At 35.9% G+C, this 11,922-nt stretch carries 15 protein-coding genes; 11 read left to right on the top strand and 4 right to left on the bottom strand.

All coding sequences use genetic code 11. From position 1 onward, the window contains the following. Positions 1 to 42: 42 nt before the first annotated feature. Positions 43 to 513 carry a universal stress protein gene (locus tag C6988_RS07075; RefSeq protein ID WP_182134354.1) on the top strand — a complete coding sequence of 157 codons (471 nt, stop codon included), beginning with the start codon at positions 43 to 45 and terminating at the stop codon, positions 511 to 513. A gap of 8 nt (positions 514 to 521) precedes the next feature. Here the strand turns inward: C6988_RS07075 and C6988_RS07070 are convergent, their stop codons facing one another. Continuing rightward, the gene (locus C6988_RS07070; RefSeq protein WP_182134353.1) at positions 522 to 944 is read right to left on the bottom strand and encodes a potassium channel family protein; all 423 of its coding nucleotides are present in this window, start codon (positions 942 to 944) and stop codon (positions 522 to 524) included. A 98-nt stretch (positions 945 to 1,042) separates the two neighbouring features. Between C6988_RS07070 and C6988_RS07065 the strand changes: the two genes are divergently transcribed. Beyond that, positions 1,043 to 2,377, top strand: coding sequence for a dicarboxylate/amino acid:cation symporter (locus tag C6988_RS07065; RefSeq protein ID WP_182134352.1), 1,335 nt, complete (start codon positions 1,043 to 1,045; stop codon positions 2,375 to 2,377). A 119-nt stretch (positions 2,378 to 2,496) separates the two neighbouring features. Here the strand turns inward: C6988_RS07065 and C6988_RS07060 are convergent, their stop codons facing one another. After that, positions 2,497 to 2,865, bottom strand: coding sequence for a hypothetical protein (locus tag C6988_RS07060; RefSeq protein ID WP_255464356.1), 369 nt, complete (start codon positions 2,863 to 2,865; stop codon positions 2,497 to 2,499). A 143-nt stretch (positions 2,866 to 3,008) separates the two neighbouring features. On the opposite strand from C6988_RS07060, the gene C6988_RS07055 reads away from it, so the two are divergent. Beyond that, positions 3,009 to 3,872, top strand: a complete 864-nt coding sequence (locus C6988_RS07055; RefSeq protein ID WP_182134350.1) for a prohibitin family protein — start codon at positions 3,009 to 3,011, stop codon at positions 3,870 to 3,872. A gap of 5 nt (positions 3,873 to 3,877) precedes the next feature. On the opposite strand, the gene C6988_RS07050 is transcribed toward C6988_RS07055, so the two are convergent. After that, positions 3,878 to 4,171, bottom strand: a complete 294-nt coding sequence (locus C6988_RS07050; RefSeq protein ID WP_182134349.1) for a hypothetical protein — start codon at positions 4,169 to 4,171, stop codon at positions 3,878 to 3,880. Positions 4,172 to 4,308: 137 nt separating this feature from the next. Between C6988_RS07050 and pstS the strand changes: the two genes are divergently transcribed. Continuing rightward, positions 4,309 to 5,559 (top strand): phosphate ABC transporter substrate-binding protein PstS, encoded by a 1,251-nt coding sequence (gene pstS / locus C6988_RS07045; RefSeq protein ID WP_182134348.1) that lies wholly within the window; start codon positions 4,309 to 4,311, stop codon positions 5,557 to 5,559. Between the two features lie 143 nt (positions 5,560 to 5,702). Further along, the gene (locus C6988_RS07040; protein ID WP_182134347.1) at positions 5,703 to 6,344 is read left to right on the top strand and encodes a hypothetical protein; all 642 of its coding nucleotides are present in this window, start codon (positions 5,703 to 5,705) and stop codon (positions 6,342 to 6,344) included. Between the two features lie 14 nt (positions 6,345 to 6,358). On the opposite strand, the gene C6988_RS07035 is transcribed toward C6988_RS07040, so the two are convergent. Beyond that, complete coding sequence (locus tag C6988_RS07035) at positions 6,359 to 7,396, bottom strand: PhoU domain-containing protein (protein WP_182134346.1); 1,038 nt, start codon at positions 7,394 to 7,396, stop codon at positions 6,359 to 6,361. Between the two features lie 127 nt (positions 7,397 to 7,523). Here C6988_RS07035 and pstC point away from each other — a divergent pair, with 127 nt between their 5' ends. From pstC to C6988_RS07005, 6 genes are all read left to right on the top strand, one after another. Then, the gene (pstC, locus tag C6988_RS07030) at positions 7,524 to 8,495 is read left to right on the top strand and encodes a phosphate ABC transporter permease subunit PstC (RefSeq protein WP_182134345.1); all 972 of its coding nucleotides are present in this window, start codon (positions 7,524 to 7,526) and stop codon (positions 8,493 to 8,495) included. Next, positions 8,492 to 9,418: a phosphate ABC transporter permease PstA gene (gene pstA, locus C6988_RS07025; RefSeq protein WP_182134344.1), complete on the top strand. Its 927-nt coding sequence runs from the start codon at positions 8,492 to 8,494 to the stop codon at positions 9,416 to 9,418. Before pstC ends, pstA begins: the two co-directional genes overlap by 4 nt. A gap of 83 nt (positions 9,419 to 9,501) precedes the next feature. Further along, positions 9,502 to 10,248 (top strand): phosphate ABC transporter ATP-binding protein PstB, encoded by a 747-nt coding sequence (pstB, locus tag C6988_RS07020; RefSeq protein ID WP_182134640.1) that lies wholly within the window; start codon positions 9,502 to 9,504, stop codon positions 10,246 to 10,248. Next, positions 10,248 to 10,919: a phosphate signaling complex PhoU family protein gene (locus tag C6988_RS07015; RefSeq protein ID WP_182134343.1), complete on the top strand. Its 672-nt coding sequence runs from the start codon at positions 10,248 to 10,250 to the stop codon at positions 10,917 to 10,919. Before pstB ends, C6988_RS07015 begins: the two co-directional genes overlap by 1 nt. A 313-nt stretch (positions 10,920 to 11,232) precedes the next feature. Continuing rightward, positions 11,233 to 11,376 carry a hypothetical protein gene (locus C6988_RS07010; protein ID WP_182134342.1) on the top strand — a complete coding sequence of 48 codons (144 nt, stop codon included), beginning with the start codon at positions 11,233 to 11,235 and terminating at the stop codon, positions 11,374 to 11,376. Positions 11,377 to 11,732: 356 nt separating this feature from the next. Then, positions 11,733 to 11,888 carry a hypothetical protein gene (locus C6988_RS07005; protein ID WP_182134341.1) on the top strand — a complete coding sequence of 52 codons (156 nt, stop codon included), beginning with the start codon at positions 11,733 to 11,735 and terminating at the stop codon, positions 11,886 to 11,888. Positions 11,889 to 11,922: the final 34 nt, after the last annotated feature.

Below are 11,922 nucleotides of genomic sequence, written 5' to 3'. Positions count from 1 at the left end.
AATCAATATCCAATTTATTAATGCGTATTTCATATCTTCACCATGTACAAAACAATTCTAGTTCCACATGCCGGAACAGTAGCAGGAGATGAAGCATTAAAACACGCAATTCATGCTGCAAAAGGAACTTCTGCAAAAATCATTCTACTCCACGTGGTAGAGGAGATGCAGCACCCAATGACATTTGGTTTGGCTGAATCTGAAAGAAATCAACTTCTATCTGGCATACGTGATGCAAATGAATCTATCCGAAAAGAGATGGGAAAAGAGATGGAAAAAAGAATCGCAAAAATCAAAGAAAGTAAAGTCACTTGTGAAGTAAGAGTTCAGATTGGTGATGCAGCAGAAAAGATTCTTGATGCTGTGGCAAATGATAATGTCGATCTAATTGTTATGGCAAAGAGAAGAAAACTCAAAGGAATGAAAAAACTCTTTTCATTAGGTAGTGTTTCAAGAAAAATCGTTGAAAATGTAAAATGCCCTGTCACTTTGATTGATATAGAAAATTTATAATCACAATCCTAGTTTTGTTTTAATTCTGAATGAAGATCTTTTACCATTGATACTAGGAGCTCAACTTCATGCTTTTCTAATTTCTCGATATTGTTAATTTTTTTTATGATGAGAGATTTAGCTGATCTCTCAAGGGTTTCATGTTTTTTCAGCCTGGAACCAATTAGAAGTGCCCCTAAGGCCGATATGAATACTCCAATTATTGATATGCCAACAAACATCAAAGCAATACCGATTACTCTTCCTACCTCTGTTACTGGAACCACATCTCCATATCCTACAGTTGTTACGGTAGCTGAAGCCCACCAAAACGCATCAATAAGATTTGTAATTTGTGCATCTTCATGAGGTGATTCTATTAGGTAAATCCCAATTCCACTGGTACCTACTATTGCTGAAGAAATTACAAACAGGTAAACAAGAATCTTCAACAATTTGCCTTGTTTCTCAAGTACTAAAAAACAAAAGCTGATTTTCAGCATCGATAATGATATCCATTTTATTTATGCTGTGATAATTCATCACCTTTGTGAGTCTAAAATCATTTGAATACCCCCATCCATACATTATAACATTAATCAAAACAAAACTTTGGGCACAAGTTCTCTTTGCCTTGTTTTTAGGACTTGTATTTGGAGTCTTTATAGGCCCTGAATTTGGATATGTCGAAGAAGATACAGCCAACACAATTACAGAGTGGCTTTCAATTCCTGCACATCTTTTCTTAAAAATTATTCAGATGATCATAGTTCCTTTAATTTTTGCATCCATTATTCGTGGACTAACATCAAGTGGAAGCATGAAGCAACTGCAATCCCTTGGTCTTGGGGTTGCAATCTATTTTGTAATAACTACTGCAATTGCATTATCGATTGGCATTATTGTTGTAACAACAATAGTTCCTGGAAATTTTATTGATAGTGAACTTATACGAGAAAGCTTTGGACTCGAAGATGCCACCCCTGAACAAAAGCCAGAATTAGGTTTACAGGATATTCCTCAAAGTATTGTAAGCATTGTCCCAAGTAATCCTCTCTCATCGTTTATGGCAGGCGAGATGCTAAGCATTATTGTATTTGCACTAATCGTTGGTGTTTCGATGATAACACTTCCAGAAAAAAGCTCAAAGCCAATCTTAGATCTTTTAGAATCAATTCAAAAGATTACTCTCAAGGTTGTCTCTTGGGCAATGCGTCTTGCACCATTTGCAGCATTTGGCCTTATGGCAAGCATTACATCAAAACTTGGGTTAACTGCATTATCTGGACTTGGGGCTTACATGATGACTGTCGTAATTGGTTTATTTATCATGTTGATTGTTTATATTATAATAATCAAATTTTTTGCTAAAAGACCTCTGTTACCTACTCTTAGGATGATAAGGGATCCCCAACTTCTTGCATTCTCTACCTCAAGCTCAGCTGCAGTAATGCCTCTGTCAATAAAGACAGCAGAGGAAAAACTCAAGGTTGAGCCAAAAGTTTCACAGTTTGTAATTCCATTGGGTGCCACAATCAACATGGATGGAACTGCAATGTATCAAATAATTGCAACATTCTTCTTGGCTCAACTGTTCAGTATTGAGCTTGGTTTTACAACGATAATTCTTATTTCATTGACTGCACTTGCCGCATCCATTGGTGCACCCTCTGCCCCTGGTACTGGGATAGTAATTTTGTCCACAATTCTAATTGCTGCAGGAATTCCACCTGTTGGAATCATACTACTTTTGGGTGTTGATAGAATACTGGATATGACAAGAACTATGGTAAATGTTACTGGGGATCTCACAGCATGCATGTTCTTTGATAGGAGAGCAAGAAAGAAGAATCTTGAAGAAAAATCAATCGCTTCTGAGGGTTAATGGATTAATTCTTGATTATTACCGCTCTGAGACTCGGGTCCTTCCTTTAATTGAAAAATAAACCAAATGATTCTGAATCTATTTTTATTACTATGTGATAAAAAATCGATCTTCTGGATTTAAGAGTAATATGCTTTGAATCCCTTCTCTGTTGCATACAATTCTATCTTTGGCCTAAACATTCCTTGTTTTTGCTCGACTCTAAGCATCCCATCATTTTCCAAATCTTGCAGAATAGAATCTAACTCTTTATTTCCAAGGCCAGTGTTTTTTTGAATTTTTTCAAATGTTTTTGAGCCTCGATTAATCTCTCCTAGAACTAGTCTGTTCTTTGTGTCTTCCTTTGTAAATTGCTCTTGAGTATTTCTAACGTACTTGCTACTAGTTGGAGGTTGTATTGGAAATTCTTGACTGCTATCTACTCTTGATTTCCTTTTTGACAAAACACGCGGAATTATTCTTGCCAAAGGAATTGCAAGAAATATCAACAAGTAGATCCACGTAAAATTTGGCTCCAATTACTTTGTATCACAATTGATCTCATAAATTTGTTAATCTTGAAAAAATCTGGTGCCTAATTTGAAATTTGGATTAGCTTGGTATAATAGTGTTGAATGCCTAAGATGTGTAATTGTCAAAATATCAATCCCCTAACGTTAATGTAAACATGGGTACTGTAAAATTAGTTCTAATTGGAATAATCGTTTTAATCCTAGTCGGCGTTGTAATCTCTGCATCAGTCAAGATAGTTGATGCAGGACATAGAGGCGTTCTTTTACACTGGAATGCAGTTGATCTTACAAATCCTCCGCTTGATGAAGGACTGCATTTTGTAGTACCATTCCAAGACGAGGTAGTAGATGTTGAGGTTCGTACACTGAAATATTCAAATGATGCCAGAAGTGCATCAAAGGATCTTCAAACAGTAGAAACAACTGTCACTGTCAACTATCATCCTGACAAAGAAGCAGTGCACAGACTCTACAAGAATCTGGGTCTTGATTACGAAAATAGGGTAATACAACCAGCAATTGAGGAGACTGTAAAACAAGTTACTGCAAACTATAATGCTGAAGAACTGATCACTAAAAGGCCTCTTGTAAAAGCAGACATAGAATCATCTATAGCTGCAAGATTAGCCCAATTTGAAGTTGTAACTGAAGTCATTTCTATTACTGATTTTGAATTCTCTCCATTATTTGCCCAAGCTATTGAATCAAAAGTAGAAGCAGAGCAAAAGGCACTAAAAGCAGAAAATGACTTGCGCAGAATCGAAGTAGAAGCCAGACAAAATGAGGCTCAGGCAATTGGAAAGGCAAATGCAAACATTGCCGAAGCAAAAGGTGAGGCAGAAGCAATTGCTATTATCAACAAGGCTTTAGCTGAGAATCCAAATTATCTAGAGTGGTTAAAGACACAAGCATGGGATGGAAAACTACCGCTAGTAGTGGGTGAAGGCGGAACACCATTCATACAAATCCCTGTTGCACCATAATCAAATTAGCTCTTCGTGTTTTCTCTTATCGAATCATACATTGCAAGAAACTGTTCAGGTTCATTTTGTCGATATCTTTTTTCCATATCTTGAATTTCTTGGTGTGAAATTTGTTCACCCTTGTTGTGGTAGTACTCTTTGATTATCTCTGAAGGTGTTTTTTTAATATTGTATTTTCGCAGTGTTTGATTTACTGATCTTTTGCAAATCAAATCGTATAGGGCAAGTCTGTATATCAGATATCCTGACAATCCTATGATTGCCACCACGATGATGGGAATAACCAGTACTGAGGCCATAACTAACCTATGTAGTTCTTCTTTAATTTACTTTGCAAGAACTTCTTATGATGTAAAACATTTCTTCTATATAGTATATAGAAAATACATAATCTATGCCTAGCATTTGTAAATAACTCATAAAGAGACTTGAATTAATGAAAACAAAGACATCATTGCTTATCCTAACGACTATCTTAGCTTCAGTTTTGTTGCCACAAGCATATGCAGCAACACAGCCTGATGCTCCTGACCCATCAAAGCAATTTCAAATCAATGCTGCAGGTGCAACATTTCCGTTTCCACTAATTGATCTATGGAGGGTAGAAATTAACAAAGAATTTCCAAATGTAAACCTCAATTATCAGTCAATTGGTAGTGGTGGAGGTGTTAAACAGCACATCGAAAAAACTGTAAATTTTGCAGCCTCTGATGCGCCACTAAAAAAATCAGAGAGTGAACTGGCTCCTGGAACCTTGCATATTCCAGAAGCAATTGGAGGTGTTGTTGTAGCATACAATATCCCAGAAGTTCCTAACAAAGGACTAAAGCTTACTGGTGATGAAATCGCAGACATTTACCTTGGCAAGATTACAAAATGGAATGATCCAAGAATTGCAGCACATAATTCTGGCCTAAACCTTCCTAATGCTGAAATAATTGTAGCAAAGCGTTCTGATGGCTCTGGTACAACATTTGTGTTTACTGACTATCTGACAAAAGTTAGCTCAGAATTTGATGAAAAGGTTGGTAGCGGTAAAAGCGTTCCGTGGCCTGTAGGTGTTGGCGCTGCTGGAAACGAAGGAGTTGCAGGAATTGTTAGAAGTACTCCATATTCAATTGGCTACATAGAGCTCGCATACGCATTTCAAACTGGAATGTCATATGCATTTGTTCAAAACGGAGACAAGAATGCATTCATAGAGCCAACATTGGATACCATATCTGCTGCATCCTCTGGTGTTGCAAAGAATTTACCGTCTCCTGCTGGAGATTGGAGTAAAGTAACTCTAGTTAACGCACCTGGTAAAGACTCGTATCCAATTGCAAGCTTTACGTATCTGCTAGTCTATGATGATATTTCAAAGACTACAAAATCTCTTGAAGAGGCAAAAGCTGTAATTCATATGATATACTGGATGATTACAGATGGGCAAAACTTCTCACCCTCATTACTGTATGTTCCATTGTCTGACTCTGTTGTAGAATTAGGAAAGCAAGGACTAGCTATGGTAAAATACAAAGATACTAAACTCTTTGATTATCAATCTGCAAAAGCAAAAAGCTCACTTGAAATTCCTGAATGGATTAAGAACGTAGCAAAGCTATGGGCTGATGGCCAAATATCTAATGAAGAATATGTTGCAAGTATTCAGTATTTGGTCTCACAAGGAATTATCAAAATTTAACTTTCATTTTATTTTTTTATTTTTTAATTAATTTTTCCAGCTTCTTGTTTTCAGTATATAGAACTATGAAATAATGTAACACTTTGTTCTTTACAAAAAAAATGATCACACAAGTTATTATGAAAAATCTTTTAGCAAACTCAATGACTTCAATAAAAACAAAAGCAATGACTCTTAGTGTTGCAGCAATTTTTTCTGTAACTATGATTGCAGGATTTCAATTAAATGAAATTGTAGCAGAAAAAGGAGAAGACAAAGGATACACATTTGCTGAAGAAACCCAACTTTTAGCTGTTTTTACATACAAAAATGGTATTGAAGAACAGGTTCCTTTTGAGGCAATAAATCAAATACAATCTTTTGATAACACAAAACCTCCAATCTTTAAGCTAGAAAAAATTGTGAGTGATAACTCTCCTTATCTATACAAACACGCCGATGAATTTCACAATCTTGTAGGCCAAAGTAATACTAGATCAGAAGAATCAAACAAGATGGATATTGACGTATTATTCATAAAACATGATGATGTTGTACGTTCATTTTCTTATCAAACCTGTAAAATTACTGACTACAAGATAGAGACTCTATATGATAAAGAGGAAGGTTGGAATTCTGACAAAGGGTTTGCCCACCTGGAACAATTTGAGTTTTCATGCTATGACTATTCTCCAGTAAATCCTGTCTATGAGATAATCACAAATGGTCATCCTGTAGCCAAGACAAAGAGTAGTGTAGAGTATCAAAAGGAACAAACCCTTAGAGAACAACTATACAATCAATAATTTTTTTTCTTTTTTTATTTTGATATTACACTATTGATATTCTCATCAATAACAACTTCGACAATATCTCTTGTGTATTCTGCAATTCTTCTAATGTCTTCTAAAATCAATTTTGTAATGGCATTATTTGGGTCAGAATCACTTAGATTTTTCATAATCTTTTTTTCTTTTTCAATGATATTTTGAATGTTTGATGCAATGTTTTCTGCCTTTTCATAATCTCTTTTAATTAGAGTTTGAATGGATTCTTCAAAAACTTTAACTGACTCTTCACTTGCTTCTGAAATCTCTTTTAATGTTTTAGTATTTAATGGGCCATCAAGAAATTTTATCTTTTTTGCAATCAATGCAGCATGATCTGCGATTCTTTCTACACACTTTACTACAGTTCTATGTCCCAAGCATTCTGCAGGATTTTCTAATCCAGAATCATATAACACTTGAACATCTTGTAAAGCTAAATTCAGATTTCGTCTCATGTACAAGCTAAATCTATCTACCTCATCATCCATTTTAATAATCTCTTGAGCATATTCTAAATCCTGATTTTTTAATGCCTCCATTACTTCACGATGCATATTTGATGTAGTATCATACATTCTGTTTAACGCTATGCCAAACGATAACTGTGATAGCCTAGTTAATACTTGGAGTGTAATCTTTTCAGAACTTGATTCAATTATCTCAGTACCGATTAGTGTATTTCTTACTAATTCTGTAATTACTTTTGAATGCTTGATTGGAATTTTTATTCCTCTTGTCTTTATTTGAATAATATTATATCCTGAAAGATACATCGCAATTATCTTTCTTCTGATTGATTCTACAGAGTCGTCTTTACCAATAAAAACTACTGGATTACTATCTTCCTTGTTTATTGAATCTTCTTGGTAAATTGTAATGGAATTATTTGGATTCTTTACAAGAGAGACTACGCTGTTTGGTTTTAACTTCATTTCTGTAATCCAATTTTTTGGAAGTGATACGACGTATGTTGAACCTCCAACAATCTGCAAACGACGTGTCTGTTTTCCATCATTTGTTTTTTGCAATTAATTTATGATGATTTATTTAGATTATACTGTTTTAGAACATATTCTATATAGAACTATATTCTACACATATTCTATGTAATTTATGGACGTTTTTTAGATAACTCATGTATTGGCGCCCTAAGTTGTGGTTAAGGCAGTAAGTACTACCCAAAAAAGGAGACTAAATACAGACAAAATATTCAAAATTGGGGCAACCATAGCAGGCGTCTATGTTTTAGTAATTATTGCATTGATGATCTTCCAACTTACTGCTGAATCATATCCTATTTGGGAGGAAGAAGGATTTTCATTTGTTACTGGCACTGATTGGAATGCCGTAGAGGGAAGAGAATCATTTGGAGCGTTGCCATATATTTTAGGAACGCTAGTTACCGCAGCACTTGCAATGGCAATAGGTGTTCCACTTAGTATTGGCATTGCAATGTTTATTTCAGATGCTCCTGCAAAAATTGGAAATCCTTTGGGTTTTGTTGTAGAATTACTTGCAGCAGTGCCCAGTGTAATTTACGGATTGTGGGGACTTTTTGTATTTAGAGAATATTTTCGTGATTTTATTGAAAAACCATTACATGCTGCATTTGGCGACACTGTTTGGTTTTTTTCAGGCGCTCCATTTGGTTTGGACATCTTTACCGCAAGTATAATTTTAGCAATAATGATCATCCCTACTGTATCTGCAGTATCTAGGGAAATAATGAAGGCAGTACCTCAACAACAAAAGGAAGCTGCATACATGCTTGGTGCAACAAAATGGGAGATGTTCAAACTTGCTGTATTCCCATATGCAAAAACAGGATTAATTGGTGCATCCATTTTGGGTCTTGGAAGAGCAGTCGGTGAGACAATGGCAGTAACAATGTTGATTGGTAATGCTACTGGATTGAGCGCAATTCCATCATCATTATTCAAACCAAGTCAGACCATGTCAAGTATAATTGCCAATGAATTTGTAGAAGCCTCACCTGCATCATTACACCTTCCCGCATTAATTGGAGTTGCGCTTGTTCTTTTGGGAATTGCAATTTGTATCAATGTTGTGGCACATGTTCTTGTATCACGAATGTTAAAAATCAAAGAAGGAGCTATCAACAATTGACTAGTATACAACGAAGACAAGAGTATAGAACTCTCTTTAAACAAAATGTTGAACGCAGATTAATTGTTGATAAAATTGTAAGGTTGATAGTTATTGCATGTGTTATCACTGCTATAGTCCCACTTGGTAGCATACTGCTTGAGGTTTTCAAAAATGGTGCAGCAGCTATCAGCATAGAATTTCTCACTCAGGTTCCAGGTTCGATAGGTACTGGGGATGGAGGAATTGGACCTGCAATTCAGGGTACTTTGATAATTATTGGCATGGCAAGCCTTATTGGTGTACCAATAGGTGTTCTTTCAGGCGTATTTCTCTCTGAATTTGGAGATAATCGCTTGGCAAAATCTGTTCGATTTTTTAATGATGTGTTTATGGAATTTCCGTCCATTGTTCTAGGAATTTTTGCTTTTCTGGTTATAGTGTTGGTCCTAGGCCACTTTTCAGTATGGGCCGGTGCATTTGCATTATCACTTATCATGTTTCCAATAGTGGCTAGAACTACTGAGGAATCACTCAAAATGGTTCCAGTCACATATCGTGAAGCTGGAATGGCATTAGGACTGAAAAGGTGGGTTGTCATCATGAGAATTGTCTTATCAGCTGCAAAAAGTGGATTGGTAACAGGTGTGTTGTTATCAGTTTCACGAATCGGAGGAGAAACGGCTCCATTAATAATGACAATTCTTGGAAGCAGTCAATTCTTCAGTGACTTTGATACTCCTATGGATGCACTACCTCTAAGAATATGGCGTCTTTCTTTACTCCCGTATGATAGTGCACAACTACAGGGTTGGGGAGCGGCACTGGTTTTGATATTGATTATTCTTGCAGTAAATGTGGGTGTTCGTTACTTTGTTCTAAATAAACAAGGTGTAGGTCTAGTTGGACGATTAATCAAACAGAATAGGAGTGTAAAACAATGAGCACCTTGACTACGAAACAAACTAATTCAGAAGCAAAAGAATTCACTTCAAAACGTATTGATGAATCAAATGAAAAATTCAAAATGATTGCTGAAAATGTTACGATCAGTTATGGTGGAATCGCTGCAGTAAAAAACATTACAATGAAGTTTAAAGAAAAGTCTGTAACTGCGTTGATTGGACCCTCTGGATGTGGAAAGACTACATTTCTGAGATGCTTAAACAGAATGCATGACATGACAAAAAATGCCAAAGTTGCAGGCAAAGTAATGATTGATGGAATAGATCTATATTCAAAGAGTATTGACCCAATTTATCATAGGCGAAAAGTTGGCATGGTTTTTCAAAAACCTAATCCATTTCCTACAATGTCGATTTATGATAATGTCACAGCAGGCCTTCGATTAAATGGCGTAAAAGACAAAAAAATTCTAGAAGAAATTGTAGAGGATTCTCTAAAAATGGCATATCTTTGGGATGAGGTCAAAGATAATCTCAAAAAGCCCGCGATAGAGCTCTCCGGAGGACAGCAACAAAGATTATGCATTGCTAGAGCACTAGCCATACAGCCCGAAGTACTTTTGATGGATGAGCCTGCATCTGCCCTTGACCCAATCGCAACTCAGAAAATTGAAGAAACTATTACTGAATTAAAGAAGGAATTTACGATAATTATCGTTACCCATAACATGCAACAAGCTGTCCGCGTTTCTGATTATACTGGTTTCATGTATCTTGGTGATTTGATAGAATTTAGAGAAACAAAGAAGCTTTTCACTGATCCAAAAAATGAATTAACAGCAAAATATGTTCAGGGGCAGTTTGGTTAATGCCGCGTCTGATTGATCCTTCGCTTGAAAAATTATCTCTGATAATGTCTGAGATGGGAGATATGGCAATTGAATGCATATCTCTTGCAGTAGATTCGTATCTTGAGGGAAAAAATACTACAGATAAGGTTAGAGCCTTGTCAGATTCAATTCGCAACAAATACTTTGAAGTTGAAGACTTGATCTTTGATATGTTACTCAAATATCAGCCCGTAGCTGATGATTTTAGGTTGATTCGTTCCTCTACTGAGATCTCTTATGCGTTTTCAAGATTTGGAAGATACGCATATGATATTACACAAGTTCGGGATTTGTTTGGTGATATCTCTGAATGCACAAACGCATCACTATTTGAGATTACAAAAAAGGTAAAACACATGATAAAAGAAGCCGTCTTGTCATTTGCAGAACTTGATGTAAGAAAAGCAGTAAAGATTCAGGAAGACGAAGCTTTCATAGATAAAATCTACAAAGAGAGACTACCAAAATTAATTGAATCAGAAAATACAAAATGTGCTTTAGCTGAAGCTCTTCTATTGCGATACCTAGAGCGAATAGGTGATCATGCTGTGTTTATGAGTGATGCAATAAATTATATCGTTACTGGTAAGCACAAGCCTAGCGAGCAGCGAATTGCTGATCACACAAAAGATTTCCAATCTACACCGTGATGAAATTTCTTGAACATCAATAATCTATAGGATTATTGATAATATTATCACTGCAAGTACTGAAATTCCGTAAATTCCATAGTATGCCTTTCTGTGACGTGGTAGTGTTTGTTTTAGTTTTTGTTTAATCTGATACATCATTACCCCTCCTAAGAAAGTCATGCGAGAACATTGTGAATGCCAATTCGTCATTCCTGTCTGGTCTGGGAAAAAGCTGTTCTCGCATTTTATTATCTATGTGATTCTAGATCATATACTGTGGTCAGCTATCCAGCTTACCAAAATCTATCTAACTCCTTTGTGTAGTGTTTGTATGAACACACAAAACACATGGAACAAAATGGTACATGCCCCATTCAAAAAGGTAGTAAAGTTTGACCTCATCTGCATGGCATTAGGTGCAGTTATGGGGATGGGTGCAGGAGCATATTTTGTTGCTAGCGGTTTATTTGGCTAGCAACAATATTTTTTTAAAATAGTCAGTGCCCTTTTACACAACTGCAATCACAATCAAACATTCCTGCCTTGCCCATGCATTGATCATGGTGTTCGTGATAGCATTTATCGCAAGTTACCAACTAATTCTCAAAATCCTTATTTTGCATATTACCCTGAAATCTCAGATGAACACTTTGATGAACATACGGGGGAATCAAACATACTTTGATATTCTCTTCCACAATGAACACATTTCCTAAAATTCACTATTCTATTACGCCCTCATACTACTTAAGTCCAAGAAAATTAGTGGGTATGATTTTTCTCAAAATCACTTCTAGAATCATTAATACATGAAGTCAGGTCTTTAATTGCATGATTCACAAAATTCGCTACTTTGAATCAAAGGAGTTATCTCAAGGAGTATATCTGCAGGATGTCGTAAATGATTTTCTGGCTGAAAAGGGAGATAATGTCATTGCCGTATTGCCTGTGATGGACAACACTCTACTTGTTCATTATAAGGAGTAATCCCTCTTTTTTATTGAGATGGTGCAAAACCCCT

Origin of the sequence: Nitrosopumilus sp. b1 (assembly GCF_014078545.1) — an archaeon.
GTDB lineage: Archaea > Thermoproteota > Nitrososphaeria > Nitrososphaerales > Nitrosopumilaceae > PXYB01.
Note: the sequence above shows the minus strand (reverse complement) of the source record. Positions and strands in the feature narration are given on the sequence as shown.